We start from the raw sequence: 13,125 nt of genomic DNA, 5'->3' as shown, positions 1-13,125 counted from the left end.
GCTCAGCCCTTGATCGCGGCGCGCTCGCGCCGGGCAGTGTCCAGGGTCTCGCGCAGCAGGGCGAGCTGCACCTCGAGGCGTGCATCCAGAGTCTGGAGGTCGGATTGAATCAGGCAGCCTCCCAGGCTCACGCGGTCGGAGGGCGCAAAGGTCAACCCCTGTGGCCAGTTCTCCGCGTCGGTCGCCCGGCAGGCCTGGAGGCCCGCCAGATCCCGCGCGTGCAGCAAGACGGTCAGCGTGCCGTCCACCTGCGCCTCGTCAAGAACCTGCCGCACGACGGCGGCAACGTCCTCCGGCGCCTGTTGGCCCAGCAGGCGTGCGACGGCGATGAAGGTCCACTCGGTGACCTCCGCCGCCAGCCGCTCACGCAGCGTCTGCGCCTCGCTGGCCAAGGCAGTCGCCAAACCACGCCATTTCTCTGCCTGCTCCCGGACATGCCGATCCTGGCGCTCCTTGAGCTCCAGGTCGAACCGCGCCTTGGCCTCGCGCTCCGCCTGTTGCTGCGCGGCCTGCTGAGCCGCCCGGCGGCCCTGCTCTTCGCCTTCCTTGCGGCCTTGCTCCATGCAACGCGTCTTCAGCAGCTCCAGCTCGGACTGGCTGATCCAGACGCCTGGCTCGGTGGGCTGCTCGACGGGTTGCGTCGTCTCGCCGCGCAAGATGACGCGTGACGCAAGGGCATCCATTGCGTGGCCGGCCTTCAGCACTGATACGGCCTTCACGACGCGGCCTCCGGCAGCTGCGCCAGCTCACGCCAGCTTTGCATCACAGCCTCATGGAGTGCGGGCGTCCAGCCAGGCCCGGCGACAGCACTGGGGCGAGCCAGGAGTTCGTGAGGCCAATGCTGCAGGACGGCGTCCCGTTGCGGCACGGGCAGTGCGGCGAGGAGCAGGCTCTGCACCGCGGGGGCCTCGTCTGCAAGTACCAAGCAAAGGGCTCGCGCCTCGCCCGTCGACATCGGATGGTCCGGCGCAGCCTCGCTCAGCGCAACCCGGATCACCTCGTCATCGGGCGGTATGCCCAGCTCGCTCAACTCGGCCAGAAGCTCGCCCAGCGTCTGCCGAGACTGCACCGGCAGCTGATTCAGCAGCCATTCGCGATCCGCTTGGCCAAGCGCATGCAGGGCCAGCGCGGCGCGGCGCAAGCCTGCAGGAGTGTCCGAATCCAGGTTCATGCCTGCGGTTCCAGCCATTGCTTCAGCTTGGCCAGCATGGCCTCGCGCTCACGCTCGCTGAGCGAGGGCCCGACAGCAGCCTTCGGCGTACGCCGGGTCCACCACAGCACGCCGACGACAACCAGCGTCAGGGCCAGCATGACGGTGAGAACCGCCGCCACTGGCGCCGCTGCCCGCTCGGCGACAGGCTCGCTGGAACGCGCGCGCGGAGTGAGCGGTTGGGGCGTGGTGACAGCTACCTGGCTGGCCGCCGCAACCGGCACAGATGCGGCCGCTCCCAGTTCGGCCATCGAATGCACCGCCACCACGTCGCCACGCGAAGGTTGGAGGCCCACGGCCGTCGCGACAAGTTGGCGCACGCGCGCAATCTCAGCTTCTCCCAGATTGCGCCTGACCACGACCGCCACGTTGAGATGCGAGATCTGGCCGCCCTGCGACACCGTCTGCGCCACGCGCTTGCCAGGCTGGTAGTCGGTCTCCTGGGTCTGCACCTGCGTGGAAGCGCCGCCATTCGCGTTCGCGTCGCCAGCAGGCTCCTTGACCACGGTGCGTTCACGCGTGATGACACCCGCGAGATGACCTCCGCGCTCGCCTTGCGGCGCGCCCAAGACTTCTTCCGTCGTCACGCGCGACTGTTCGTGATTGAGCACCACGTCCACCGCGACCATCGCTTCGCCAGGCTGGAACATCTGGTCGAGCAGGCGCGCCGCCTTGCGCGAGAGATGCGCTTCCAGGCCCTGGCGCGCATCGAGCTGGCCGGCTGCCTGGGTCGTGTCCTCACCACCGGCCTTCGACAACACGACACCGTGCTGGTCCAGCACCGTGACGTCATCAGGCTTGATTTCAGGCACAGACGCCGCAATCAGGCGTTGGATGCCCACGACCTGATCGGCACGCAGGGCCTGGCCGCCCTTGAGAGACACGCTGACCGACGCCTTGGCCTTGGGGCCGTCCTTGCGAAACAGGGTCTGATCAGGCAGCGCCAGGTGAATCCGGGCGTCCTGGACCTGGTCGATGGCGAGGATGGTTCTCGTCAACTCACCCTGCAGCGCGCGCTGGTAGTTGACCTTCTGCACAAAGTCGCTGACGCCGAAATCAGCGTTGTTGAAGAGCTCGAACCCCACGGCGCCATGCAACGGCAGCTGCTTGCCCATCACCGCCAGCCGCGTGCGGTGCACGCTGTCCGCCGCGACGAGGATGGCGCGGCCATCCTCGCTCAGGCTGTAGGGTTGCTTGAGTTTGTCCAGCTCGGCGGTCAGCACCGCCGCGTCACGCTCGGCCAGGTCGGAGAACAAGACCGCCTTGGGTGCGCGCTGGGCCCACCATGCAAAAGCCAGGACGATTGCAAGGATGGCTGCCAAGCCCAGGCCAAAGCCCAGCTTCTTGCGGGCCGACCATCCAGCGAAGAAACCGCCCAACATCGCGGTTCGAGATTGCGTTGCCATCAAATTACACCTGCATGCGCATCACTTCTTGATACGCCTCCAACACTCGGGACCGCACCTGACTGGCAACTTGAAGCGCCAACCGGGCCTGCTCCAGTTGCAACATCACGTCGTGCAGGTTTTCGGCCGTACCCGACGCCAGCTTGTTGATGCCTTGCTCAGCGCTGACCAGTTGCGTGTTCAGGCTGCCAAGCTCCCGCTCCACCCAGTTTGCAAAGCCCGGTGCCGCAGCACCCGTGACGCCAACTTGCGGCGTCTGCAGCGCCTGGGGCTGAATGGCCTCAAGGGCCTCGATTGCTTGAAAGCTCATCCCTGGCCTCCCAGATCCAGCGCCTTGGCGGCCATGGCCCTGGCGGTACTCGCCACCGCCACGTTCGCTTCGTAGGCCCGCAGCGCCGTGCTCACGCTGACCATTTCGGTGGCCTGATCGACCGGGGCGTAGGCCACGAACCCCTGTGCATTGGCATGGGGATGCCCTGGGTCATGCACCAGGCGAGCAGCCAGATCCGCCGCAACAAGCTTGACTTCGCGTGGCAGCACCGCAGGCTCGGCAAGCCCCAGCGCGCGATTGAAGTTCACCTGCAGGGGTTGGGCGACAACCTTTTGAACCGCATAGGGCGCCTGACCGGCGGGCGCACTGCTGTGCATGTTCGCGAGATTGAGCGCGGCGACATCGACGCGGCGCTTCTCGAAGTCCATGCCGGCGGCGGCAATCTGAAATACGGCGCGGTAGTCCATCAGCGACGACCTTCCTGCACGGCCACGGAAAGGATGCTCAGCTGCCGGCCCATGGCCTTCAGGAGCGCCTGGTACTGCAAGCTGTTGCTTGACAGCGCAGCCATCTCGGCATCGAGCGCGATAGCGCTGTCAGTCGTGGCCACAACCTGTGGCGCCGGAACGTTCTCGGCCTTGAAGCCGCGGCCCGCCGCCAGTTCGGTCTGGACGTCGCCGAGCAGCTCTTCGAACTGCACACGCAGGGCCTTGGCGCCAGTGACGTTGGCGTTCGCGATGTTCTGCGCAATGGCCTGGTGCCTCATCGCGCCGGCATCCAGGGCACGGCTCACCAGTTGCAAGGTGGCAGGGTCAATGAAGTTCAAGAGTGCTCCCTGGGTTTACTGAACGATCAACTCGGCATGCAGGGCACCCGCCGCCTTGATCGCCTGAAGAATGGAAATCATGTCGCGCGGCGCCGTCTTGCCTTTGGCCAGCAACTGAACCAAATCGGACACCCGTGTCGGCCCGGCCGGTACGAACTTGGGTGCCACCGGTTCCTGCACCCGCAGCTGGCTGTTCGTATAGACCTCGGTCCTGACGCCCGCGCCGGGCGCACGCAAAAGCATGGGCTGGGACACCGCGGTTTCGGCGGTGACGGTCACCTTGGTCTCGCCCACGACGACGGCCACCGGCGAAATGCGCACATCGCCACCGGCGACGAGGGTGCCGGTGCGCTCGTTGATGACGACACGCGCGTGATGGTCCGGCTCGACGGCCAGCGCTTCGATCTGCCGCACGAAGGCAGGCACCTTGGCGCGATAGCCGCGCGGGACCTGCACTTCGACGGCGCCGGCATCGCGCACCTCAGCCAGCTCGGCACCAAAGCTCTCGTTGATGCGGTCCGCCATGCGGCCGGCGGTGCCGAAGTCGGCCTGGTTCAGCACCAGCGAAAGCACGGGCTGAGCTTCCGGCTCCTCCTGCAATGCCACTTCGACCGTGCCGCCGCCGCTGATGAGCCCGGCCGTCGGGTGGTTCTTCTGCACCTGGTTGCCCTGCGCGTCGTGCCGGAAGCCGCCCACCGTCATCGCTCCCTGGGCCAGCACATAGACACGGCCGTCCGCGCCCTTGAGCGGAGCCATCAGCAAGGTGCCGCCCTCGAGGCTGCGTGCGTCGCCCACGGAGCTCACCGAGACGTCGACGTGGTCCCCCGGGCGGGCATAGGCCGGCAGGCTCGCGGTGACCATCACGACCGCGACGTTGCGGCTGGCGATGTCATCCGACGCAATGTTGAGATCGAACCGATTCAAAAGGTTGGACAGCGTGACGCGCGTCGCCTTGCTGCGCGAGCTGTCGCCGGACCCGGACAGGCCGGTCACCACGCCATAGCCCACCAGGGCGTTCTCGCGCTGGGCACCGACGCGAGCAAGGTCCTTGAGCCGCACAGACTGTGCCTGGGCGGGCAGCACGGTGGCCAGAGCAAGGCAGAGGAATATCGCCGCACGCATGTCAAATCCCGAAAAGGCTCAGCAGCTTCTGCCACCAGCGGGGGCGCTGCATATCGCCGAGCACGCCGTCACCCACGAAAGCCAGCCTGGCGTCGGCCAGCCGGCTCGACAGCACGACGTTCTGCTCGCTGACATCACGCGGGCGCACGCGCCCCTCGGCGCGGATCGTCTGCTTCTCACCATTGATCTCGAGCAGCTGCTCGCCCCCCACACGCAGGTCGCCGTTGGGCAAAACCTCCCGAACCAGCACCGTGATCTGCGCCAGCACACGGCCGGCACGCTGCGTGCGGCCGGTGCCGTTGAAGTCGTTGCTGGCCGTGGCACCCGCGCTCTTGTTCCAGCTGGGCAGGCTGATACCGAGGCCCACGCTGGAATCGCGGTTCGTGCCGGTATCGGCCGACGTCGTGGCCGACGTGCTTTCGTAAACCATGATCGTCAGCACTTCGCCGACCTCGAAGCGACGCCGGTCGGCGGTGAGCGACTGGAACTGCGCGTCGGAATACAGGCTGCCCCGTGCTCGCGGGCGTGGCGCCGGCCCCGCTGGCGCGACCGGGCTGGCCGATGCCGCTGCTGGCGGCGCGGCCACGCTCTCAGCCTGGGGCGCCGGGGCATCGAACTGGTCGGCACATGCCCCGGCGCAGAACAAGGCCAAGGTGGCGAAAAGGATCTTCATTCGCTCACCACCATCAAGGTTTTCGCATCGACCAGCCGCCCTTCAAGCGGCGTGGTGCGGCCGGTTGCCTGCGCTCTCGCAACTTCACCAACGCGACTTGGTGCCAACAGCTGCGCGGGCATACGAATCTCCATCGCACCCTGCGCCAGAACGGCGGTGACGCGGTCGCCCCGCACCAGCGCGCCGGCAGGCAGCAGAGCGGCAGCGGTCAGGATGTCCCCGGCTCGCACGGCGCTGCGCAGTCGCCCCTGCGGTTGGGCCTGCGCATCCGCGGCCTGCACGGCCATTCCCTCGGGCCAGCGCCGCGACTGCAACTCCAGATCGCCCGGCTGAAGTTCGGCTCCCGGCTCCAGATTGCGCACACCGACCCAGGCCGGCGCCGTCCAGGCCACGGACAACGGCACCTGCTGGACATAGGAACGCCCCTGGCCGACCTGCACACGCACGGGCCAGGTCAAGGCCCCGCTGCGCGGCACCTGCCCCTTGGGCCAGTCCATGGCGCTCAACGAAGCGTCGGCCGGCAAGGGTTGGCCCACCGAGGCGCGGCAGCGCATGTCGGCAGCCAGGCCGCGGGCTTGGGCAAACCGCTGCAGGCCTGCCTCGGCCACATCGCACAAGGGATTGGCCTGAGCGCAAGCGGCAAGGGTCATGCCGCAGATCGCAAGGACGACGGCGCGGTTCATTTGCGCAGGTTGTTGGTCATGCCGGCGATCTCATCGGCCGCCTGCATGACCTTGACGTTCATTTCGTAGGCGCGTTGGGCCACCATCAGCTGCACCATCTCTTCCACCAGCTGGACGTTGGATGCCTCCTGATAGCCCTGCTTCACGCGCCCTGCTCCGGCTTCGCCGGGAGGTGCCAACGTGGCCTCGCCTGAACCCGCACTGGCTCGCCACAGGCCCTCGCCGGTCGGCGTCAGCGCGGAGGGGCTGGCGAACACGGTCAGCTCGATGCGCCCCAAGGTCGTGATGCGGCCGGCGTCATCACGCCCCGTGACCTGGCCGTCTTCGCCAATGCTGAGGCTGCGAACGTCGGTGGGCACATGGATGTGCTGGCGCAGCACAAAGCCGTCAGACGCCGCCAGCAACCGGTCGGCGTTGATCTCAAGCCGGGCACTGCGCGTGAACGCCGGGCTGCCGTCGGGCAGTTGCACCTCAAGGAAGCCGTCACCCTGGACGGCGACGGACATCGTGTCGTCGACGCGGCGCAGCTCGCCCGCCACGAAGGAGCGCTGCACGGCGCCGATCTTGACGCCGGCCGACACCGTCGAAACCTCGGCCGACTGCTGGCCATCGAGGCCGGCGCTGACCAGGTCGCCAAAGCGCAGGTTGCTGCGCTTGAAGCCCGGTGTGCTGGCATTCGCGACGTTGTTTGCAATCGTGTCGAGCTGGGCCGTCTGGGCCTTCATCCCCGTCGCGGCGATGTAGAGGGCGTCGTTCATGTGTTCTCCCCGAAGCGACGGATCGCGGTCGCCTGCATGTCGTCGGCGGCCTGGAACAGGCGCACCATGGTTTCGGCGTGGCGGGTGGTGCTCATCAAGGTCACCATCTCCTGGCTGGGGACAACGTTGGATTGCTCCAGGTGCCCGCTGCGCACGCCAATCGCTGCAGACTCGGCTTCCCATTGGCTGTTGTCCGCGGCATAGAGCCCGTCACCCAAGGGACGCAGGGCCACATTGGCCTTGGTGCCGATGAGTCGCAGCGCGTCGAGCACCTGGCCCTGCTGCTTGAGCTGGCCCTGGGCATCGATCTCCAAGCCGGCGCGTTGGTCCGCGCGCAGACTGATCGCTCCGCGGGTGCCCATGACCTTGTGGCCTGCCAGCGTGCGCAGCAGCCCTTGCGCGTCGATCTGAAGCGTGCCTTGGCGGCTCAATGCCTGGCTGCCGTCATCGGCCTCGAGCAGCAGATAGCGCCCGTCTGGCAGGGCAACATCCAGCGCCTGGCCGGTCGCATTGAGCTTGCCTGTGCGGGCGTCTGTCTGCACTTGCAGTTCGCTCGTTGCGCTCATCAGGTCGGCGAACGGCATCTGTACCGCGACCTGGCGCTTGTAGCCTGGCGTGGAGAGGTTGGCGACGTTGTGGCTGGTCAGCTTGAGCCGATCCAGGTCGTGCTGCAAGCCGATGGCAGCAATTTCCATGGCGTTCATGTAGAGCTTTCGTTGGTTGGCAGGTTGAGGCTGCCAAAGGCCTTGAGCGAGATCAGGTTGGGCACCTCGGTGACGGCCAGGATGCGCATGTGCGGCAGCGCACGCTCCGTGAGGCTGCGCAGATGGCGCCGCAGGTCAGGTGCGCAGAGCAGCACGGGCAGCAAGTTGCTGCGCACCATCTGCTCGGCCAGCACGATGGCCCGCGCCAGCAACTGCTCGACAAAACGGGGATCGGTCGGCGTGGCGTCCTGCGTGCCCTGGCGCAGGCGTTGCTCCACGGTCGGGTCGAGCGTCAGCACGTGCAGGGCCTGGGCCTCGCCCATGAGCTGCTGGCAGATCGACGCCCCGAGCCGCTGTCGTACCGCTTCAGTGAGCAGTGCCGCATCCTTGGTGCCCCGGCCCGCGTCGGCCAGCGTCTCGATGATGCCCTCGACCTGCACCAGGCTGACCTTTTCGCGCAGCAGGGCTTGGAAGACCTTCTGCACATCGACGACGCCCAGCACCGTGGGCACCAGTTCTTCAACCAGCCCCGGCTGCGCCTCGCGGACGCGATTGAGCAGGCGGTCCGTCTCGGCACGCGTGACCAGGTTGGCGCAATGCTGGCGCACCGTCTCGCTCAGATGGGTGACGAAGACCGTGGGCGTATCGACCAGCGTGTAGCGCGCCGCGCGCGCCTTCTCGCGCTCACTTTCTTCGATCCACACGGCCGGCAGCCCGTAGGTCGGCTCCCGCGTCTCGATGCCCTTGAGGTGCTTGGTATCGCCGCTGGGATGGATGGCCAGCAGCTTGTCCTCGTGCAGCTCGCCGCGGCCATAGACCACGCCGTAGATCGCAAGCTCGTAGGCATTCGCCGCCAGGCGGGCTTCGTTGATGAAGCGCACAGCGGGCAGCAGCAGCCCGAAGTCCTGGGCGAACTGCTTGCGCAGCGCGGCGATGCGCTGCATGAAGGCCGATTCCTCGCCTTGGGCCAACGTGGAAAGCGCGCTGCCGATGCGCACCTCGACCGGATGGACCCGCGGCACCAGATCGTCGCCCTTGGGCTGTTCTTCTGTCGAGGTGTCGGCTGCTGCCTCATTGGCGTCGCGGTCGCGCAGGCCGGCCATCAGGGCCAGCAGAGCAAGGACAGCCGCCACCGTGAGCACGGGCAGCGCGGGAATGCCCGGCAGCATCAACAGCACCATCAACGCGCCCACTACCAGCCAGATCGCCTTTGGGAAGCTGGTGAGCTGCTTGAGCACCTCGCCGCTGAGGTTGCTGTCCGAGGCCGAGCGGGTGACGATGATGCCGGTGCCGACTGAAATGACCAGCGCCGGAATCTGCGTGACGATGCCGTCGCCCACGGTCAGCAGCGTGAAGGTCTGCAGCGCCTCGCTCCAGCCCATGCCGCGCTGCATCACGCCGATGACGAGGCCGCCGACGATGTTGATGAGCAGGATGATGATGCCGGCCACGGCATCGCCCTTGACGAACTTGCTGGCACCGTCCATGGCACCGTAGAACGCCGCCTGGCGCTCCAGCGTCTTGCGGCGCGCTTGAGCTTCGGCCTGGTCGATGAAGCCCATGTTCAGGTCGGCATCGATGCTCATCTGCTGGCCGGGCATGCTGTCCAGCGTGAAGCGCGCCGCCACCTCCGACACACGCTGCGCGCCACTGGTCACGACGACGTACTGCACGACGACCAGGATCAGGAAGACGATCAGGCCAATGACGAAGTTGCCCGCGACGACATAGGAGCCCACCGCCCCAATCACCTGGCCGGCGCCAGCGTCCGTCAGGATCAGGCGCGTGGCGGCGACGTTCAGAGACAGCCGGAACAGCGTGGCGATCAGCAGCAGCGACGGGAAGGTCGAGAACTCCACCGGCCGATGCATGTAGAAGGTCAGCATCAGCAGCGTCAGCGCGAAGCCGACGTTGGCCAGGATCAGGAAGTCCAGCAGGCCCGCGGGGATGGGCGCGAACAGTATCGTGAGCACGCCCAGCACCAGCACGACGAGCAACACGTCGGAATGGCGGCCGAACGCCTGGCGCAAGCTGTTCATGCCGGCCTCATGCCGCTGCGGGCTTCACGCAGGCTGCGCAGCCACACCAGGATGCGCGCCACCGGCGGGTACCACTGTTCTGGCACATAGGCATCCTGCGGCACCTCCTTGTAGAGGGCCCGGGCCAGGCGCGGGCTGTGCACGATGGGCACGCCGGCCTTGTTGGCGGCGCGGCGGATCTGCCGCGCCAACATGCCCGCGCCCTTGGCCACGACCAGCGGCGCAGGCGTCACGCCATGCTCGTAGCGGAGCGCCACGGCCACGTGCGTGGGGTTGGTGACCACCACCTGTGCCTGCGGCACCTTCTGCACCGAGCTGGCGGCCTTCAGGAACTGCATGCGGATTTCGCGCTGGCGGTTGCGGATGCGCGGGTCACCTTCGCGGTTCTTGTGCTCGTCCTCGATCTCCCGCTTGCTCATGCGCAGGTTGCGCAGGAAGTCCCAACGCACGAACAGCAGGTCCACCAGCACGAAAACGAGCAGCACCGCGCACAACTTGGCCATCAGGCCGCCAGAGGACTCCATCACGCGAAAGAGCAGCGCCTTGCCCGGCAGCCCCAGCAGCTTCAAGGCGCCCGGCATCAATGCATGGAGCGCCAGATAGGCCGTACCCATCAGCGCTGCCAGCTTGAACGTGCTCTTGAAAGCCTCATAGATCACGCGCATCGAGAACAGCTTCTGGAAGCCCTGCGCCGGGTTCAGCCGCGTGAAGTCCGGCGTGATCGGCGACGACGAGAACACCAGCCCGCCGCTTTGAAGCAGCCCGGCCATCAGTGCCACAACCACCACGGCGAACAGCAACGGCGCCAGCACGAGCATGGCTTCGTGCAGCTCTTTCCCGATCAACTGCGAAGCAGCGGCGGGATCGTCCATCAGACTGGGTGCCGACGCCAACCCGCGCGCCAGCAGACTCGCCAGCCCTTTGACGGCCGGCGCCAGCATGGCGTAGCAGGCCAGCATCGCCGTCACCAGCACCGCAAAGCTCGCTGCGTCCTGGCTGCGCGCCACCTGGCCGCGCTTGCGCGCCTCGTCGAGCTTGTGGGGCGTCGCCTGCTCATTGCGGTCGAGGTCCTGCTCTCGGCTCATTGATGCACCCTTCGGCCTGCGGCCTGTCCCGCCAGGCGGGAGCGAGCTTGCTTGGGACGGCCCGGCGCTGCGCTCATGGCTGCACAACCTGCCAGAAGTCGAACACGCTGGCGTAGAGCCTTCTGAGCGCAGGCGCCATGCCGGGTGCGGCGATGGCCAGCGTCGACAGCCCCACCAGAGCTTTCACCGGCATGCCGATGAACAGCACATTCATCTGCGGCAGCACCCGCGAAACGAAGTCCAGCACCAGCTCGATCAGCAGCAGCATGAACATCGCAGGCGCGACCAGGACGACCGTCATGCTGAACATCGCACCCATGGCGCGCGCCAGGGCCGAGGCATCGGGCAAGCGCCAAAGCGCGCCGGGTGGCACCCATTGCGCGACCTGCGCGATGCCACGCAGCAGCGCATGGTGCCCGTCGACACCGAAGAACACGCTCATGCCCACCAGGGTCAGCGCAACGCCCATCACGGGCACGTTGGCGCGCGTCACGGGGTCGAGTACCGTCGCCATGCCAAAGCCCATCTGCAGGTCCAGCAGCCGCCCCGCCATGGCGAGCGCGGCAAAGGCCGCGTGCAGAGACAGGCCGAGGAGTGCCCCCAAGGCGGCTTCACTCAGCAACAACAGGAATAGCCCGCCCAACCCCGCCGGCACGGGCGTGCGCAAGCCGAGCGCGGCACACAGGCTGCCAGACAGCGCGAGCGTGAACAGCACCCAGAAGATGGGCGGCGCCTTGACGGCCTGAGCCAGCGGGCTCAGGGTCAACAGGGCGCCAAGCCGCGCCCACAACAGGAGCACGGCCACCGCCCAGGCGGGGTCGATCGAGGGCATTGCAGTCACACCAGTCGGGGAATCGCGCGGATCAGAGCGCTGCTGTAGGCCACGAGCTGGCCCAGCATCCACGGCCCCGCCAGCACCAGCACCGCCACGCTGGCCAGCAGCTTGGGGATGAAGGTGAGCGACATCTCCTGGATCTGCGTGACCACCTGGAAGATGCTCACGCCCAAACCCACGATCAAGACGGTCAACAGCAGCGGCGCGGAGACCATCACGGCCTTCCACATCAGCTGCGCGAATAGCTGCAGCGAAACATCTGGCGTCACAGCGCCACCCTCCCCAAAGCGTGCCCCGCTTGTTTTTCGTACGTCGGCGGTTTTGTTTTGCCGATCTTGCGAGGCGCGATTGTTCCGGCGAATCCGCGTTCGATTTAGCGGTTAGGGCCCCGTGCTTCAGGGGGGCGGGCACCTAGGCAGGGGGTGGGTATGCCGCGGGTTCACACCATGTAAACGGTTACGCGAACGCAGCGCCTGCGAGGATGGGTTGCGCGTGGATGCCGGCAGCTCCGCCGACGCTCTGAGCGACTCGAATTTCCAGCCGAAGCTGTCAGCCCTTAGCGGGTGTCAGTGTGGCTTGCCGCTCTGGGTATAGGCCGAAATGAAGAGATGGCTCGGGTCCGAGTCCGCTTCTGGGCCTTGCACTTCAGCAACCGGCGCGGGTGGCGTTTCGGCGGACGCCGGTGTTGCACTTGCCAAGGGCGGGTTCACACGGCCGGGCAGGTGTTCGATGGCATCGATGATGCGGCATATCTCCGCGTTCAGCGGCGCGTTCTCCTGGTTTTTGGCGACCCCTTCACCCAGGACCTGGATCGCCGCGTCGAACTCGTCAGCGATGAGATGCCGCATGCCGCGCTCGAACGTCCCCAGATAGGCCTGCGGGTGCCGCTCTCCCAACTCGGCCAGCGGCTGCCAGACCGCCTTGGCAGCCTCATGCTCCTGGGTCGTCACATGCAGCATGCCGAGCTGGAACCGCGCCAGCGGGAAGTCCGCCCCTCGCTCCACGGCCCTGGCCATGCTGGCCTTGGCCTCCTGCACCAGGCCGATCTGGGCGTACTCGCTGCCCAGCATGAACAGCGCCTGGGCCGACACGTCGGCACGACTGGCGGCTTCCTTCAGATAAGCCAGTGCGTGCCCTGCGTCTTTGCGGCGCGAGGCGTCCAGGGCCAAGGCGAGGAGTTCGGCTTGGGTCAAGTTGAGGAAAACGTCCGACATGGAGAGCGGGGGGGGCGGTTGAGGCAGAAGCTAGGCGCGAGATTGTGCGGCGATCGAGCGTCCTCGCCGGACGCCCTGAATGAGGGGTGGCCCGCGTCAGCATGCGTTGGAGCGCCGGGCAGCGCTCGCAGAAGGGACGGCGCGGGCAAGGCCGAATTGGGGTTGGAACAACCATGAGACCTGAATGCCTGCCCGCGTCGATCCCACCCTGGAGTTGAAGGAGTTCGCAGCGCCCGCAGCGTGAGCCAGATGGGGTTGGAGCGTGTCGCGCGTGGCGACCACGGGCACGTAGCCACAAG

16 protein-coding genes are annotated in these 13,125 nt (G+C 67.0%); all 16 read right to left on the bottom strand.

The window, feature by feature from the left end; all coding sequences use genetic code 11:
• Nucleotides 1-2 precede the first annotated feature (2 nt).
• Nucleotides 3-704 (bottom strand): FliH/SctL family protein, encoded by a 702-nt coding sequence (locus ACXJKJ_RS17260; RefSeq protein WP_457391248.1) that lies wholly within the window; start codon nucleotides 702-704, stop codon nucleotides 3-5.
• An 11-nt stretch (nucleotides 705-715) separates the two neighbouring features.
• Nucleotides 716-1,171 carry a hypothetical protein gene (locus ACXJKJ_RS17255; protein ID WP_457391246.1) on the bottom strand — a complete coding sequence of 152 codons (456 nt, stop codon included), beginning with the start codon at nucleotides 1,169-1,171 and terminating at the stop codon, nucleotides 716-718.
• A complete protein-coding gene (gene fliF, locus ACXJKJ_RS17250) occupies nucleotides 1,168-2,616 on the bottom strand; it encodes a flagellar basal-body MS-ring/collar protein FliF (protein WP_457391245.1) in 1,449 nt (482 codons plus the stop codon). Before fliF ends, ACXJKJ_RS17255 begins: the two co-directional genes overlap by 4 nt.
• A gap of 4 nt (nucleotides 2,617-2,620) precedes the next feature.
• The gene (fliE, locus tag ACXJKJ_RS17245) at nucleotides 2,621-2,926 is read right to left on the bottom strand and encodes a flagellar hook-basal body complex protein FliE (RefSeq protein ID WP_457323202.1); all 306 of its coding nucleotides are present in this window, start codon (nucleotides 2,924-2,926) and stop codon (nucleotides 2,621-2,623) included.
• Nucleotides 2,923-3,354 carry a flagellar basal body rod protein FlgC gene (locus ACXJKJ_RS17240; RefSeq protein WP_457323201.1) on the bottom strand — a complete coding sequence of 144 codons (432 nt, stop codon included), beginning with the start codon at nucleotides 3,352-3,354 and terminating at the stop codon, nucleotides 2,923-2,925. Before ACXJKJ_RS17240 ends, fliE begins: the two co-directional genes overlap by 4 nt.
• Nucleotides 3,354-3,713, bottom strand: coding sequence for a flagellar basal body rod protein FlgB (locus ACXJKJ_RS17235; RefSeq protein WP_457391243.1), 360 nt, complete (start codon nucleotides 3,711-3,713; stop codon nucleotides 3,354-3,356). The genes ACXJKJ_RS17240 and ACXJKJ_RS17235 overlap by 1 nt, the downstream gene beginning before the upstream one ends.
• A 15-nt stretch (nucleotides 3,714-3,728) precedes the next feature.
• Complete coding sequence (locus tag ACXJKJ_RS17230; RefSeq protein WP_457391242.1) at nucleotides 3,729-4,835, bottom strand: flagellar basal body P-ring protein FlgI; 1,107 nt, start codon at nucleotides 4,833-4,835, stop codon at nucleotides 3,729-3,731.
• Nucleotide 4,836: 1 nt separating this feature from the next.
• Nucleotides 4,837-5,508: a flagellar basal body L-ring protein FlgH gene (locus ACXJKJ_RS17225; RefSeq protein ID WP_457391240.1), complete on the bottom strand. Its 672-nt coding sequence runs from the start codon at nucleotides 5,506-5,508 to the stop codon at nucleotides 4,837-4,839.
• On the bottom strand, nucleotides 5,505-6,191 hold the full coding sequence (locus ACXJKJ_RS17220; RefSeq protein ID WP_457323190.1) for a flagella basal body P-ring formation protein FlgA: 687 nt from the start codon (nucleotides 6,189-6,191) through the stop codon (nucleotides 5,505-5,507). Before ACXJKJ_RS17220 ends, ACXJKJ_RS17225 begins: the two co-directional genes overlap by 4 nt.
• Complete coding sequence (locus tag ACXJKJ_RS17215; protein ID WP_457391239.1) at nucleotides 6,188-6,949, bottom strand: flagellar hook-basal body protein; 762 nt, start codon at nucleotides 6,947-6,949, stop codon at nucleotides 6,188-6,190. The genes ACXJKJ_RS17220 and ACXJKJ_RS17215 overlap by 4 nt, the downstream gene beginning before the upstream one ends.
• Nucleotides 6,946-7,644 (bottom strand): flagellar hook-basal body complex protein, encoded by a 699-nt coding sequence (locus ACXJKJ_RS17210; RefSeq protein WP_457391237.1) that lies wholly within the window; start codon nucleotides 7,642-7,644, stop codon nucleotides 6,946-6,948. The genes ACXJKJ_RS17215 and ACXJKJ_RS17210 overlap by 4 nt, the downstream gene beginning before the upstream one ends.
• Before the next feature lie 5 nt (nucleotides 7,645-7,649).
• Nucleotides 7,650-9,692, bottom strand: a complete 2,043-nt coding sequence (locus ACXJKJ_RS17205; protein ID WP_457391235.1) for a flagellar biosynthesis protein FlhA — start codon at nucleotides 9,690-9,692, stop codon at nucleotides 7,650-7,652.
• Nucleotides 9,689-10,777: an EscU/YscU/HrcU family type III secretion system export apparatus switch protein gene (locus ACXJKJ_RS17200; RefSeq protein WP_457391233.1), complete on the bottom strand. Its 1,089-nt coding sequence runs from the start codon at nucleotides 10,775-10,777 to the stop codon at nucleotides 9,689-9,691. The genes ACXJKJ_RS17205 and ACXJKJ_RS17200 overlap by 4 nt, the downstream gene beginning before the upstream one ends.
• A 73-nt stretch (nucleotides 10,778-10,850) precedes the next feature.
• Entirely contained in the window at nucleotides 10,851-11,609 is a 759-nt protein-coding gene (locus ACXJKJ_RS17195) for a flagellar biosynthetic protein FliR (RefSeq protein WP_457391232.1), read from the bottom strand.
• A gap of 5 nt (nucleotides 11,610-11,614) precedes the next feature.
• Nucleotides 11,615-11,881, bottom strand: coding sequence for a flagellar biosynthesis protein FliQ (gene fliQ, locus ACXJKJ_RS17190; protein WP_457323196.1), 267 nt, complete (start codon nucleotides 11,879-11,881; stop codon nucleotides 11,615-11,617).
• Nucleotides 11,882-12,178: 297 nt separating this feature from the next.
• Entirely contained in the window at nucleotides 12,179-12,826 is a 648-nt protein-coding gene (locus ACXJKJ_RS17185; RefSeq protein WP_457391230.1) for a tetratricopeptide repeat protein, read from the bottom strand.
• Nucleotides 12,827-13,125 lie beyond the last annotated feature (299 nt).

The organism is Roseateles sp. P5_E1, assembly GCF_054049335.1.
This window is presented reverse-complemented; position numbering and strand designations above follow the sequence as displayed.

What these genes read in the sequence shown, in the direction of transcription:
- ACXJKJ_RS17255 (WP_457391246.1), bottom strand. Translation starts at nt 1,171, where the DNA reads ATGAACCTGGATTCGGACACTCCTGCAGGCTTGCGCCGCGCCGCGCTG.
- fliF (WP_457391245.1), bottom strand. Translation starts at nt 2,616, where the DNA reads ATGGCAACGCAATCTCGAACCGCGATGTTGGGCGGTTTCTTCGCTGGA.
- fliE (WP_457323202.1), bottom strand. Translation starts at nt 2,926, where the DNA reads ATGAGCTTTCAAGCAATCGAGGCCCTTGAGGCCATTCAGCCCCAGGCG.
- ACXJKJ_RS17240 (WP_457323201.1), bottom strand. Translation starts at nt 3,354, where the DNA reads ATGGACTACCGCGCCGTATTTCAGATTGCCGCCGCCGGCATGGACTTC.
- ACXJKJ_RS17230 (WP_457391242.1), bottom strand. Translation starts at nt 4,835, where the DNA reads ATGCGTGCGGCGATATTCCTCTGCCTTGCTCTGGCCACCGTGCTGCCC.
- ACXJKJ_RS17225 (WP_457391240.1), bottom strand. Translation starts at nt 5,508, where the DNA reads ATGAAGATCCTTTTCGCCACCTTGGCCTTGTTCTGCGCCGGGGCATGT.
- ACXJKJ_RS17220 (WP_457323190.1), bottom strand. Translation starts at nt 6,191, where the DNA reads ATGAACCGCGCCGTCGTCCTTGCGATCTGCGGCATGACCCTTGCCGCT.
- ACXJKJ_RS17215 (WP_457391239.1), bottom strand. Translation starts at nt 6,949, where the DNA reads ATGAACGACGCCCTCTACATCGCCGCGACGGGGATGAAGGCCCAGACG.
- ACXJKJ_RS17210 (WP_457391237.1), bottom strand. Translation starts at nt 7,644, where the DNA reads ATGGAAATTGCTGCCATCGGCTTGCAGCACGACCTGGATCGGCTCAAG.
- ACXJKJ_RS17205 (WP_457391235.1), bottom strand. Translation starts at nt 9,692, where the DNA reads ATGAACAGCTTGCGCCAGGCGTTCGGCCGCCATTCCGACGTGTTGCTC.
- ACXJKJ_RS17200 (WP_457391233.1), bottom strand. Translation starts at nt 10,777, where the DNA reads ATGAGCCGAGAGCAGGACCTCGACCGCAATGAGCAGGCGACGCCCCAC.
- ACXJKJ_RS17195 (WP_457391232.1), bottom strand. Translation starts at nt 11,609, where the DNA reads ATGCCCTCGATCGACCCCGCCTGGGCGGTGGCCGTGCTCCTGTTGTGG.
- ACXJKJ_RS17185 (WP_457391230.1), bottom strand. Translation starts at nt 12,826, where the DNA reads ATGTCGGACGTTTTCCTCAACTTGACCCAAGCCGAACTCCTCGCCTTG.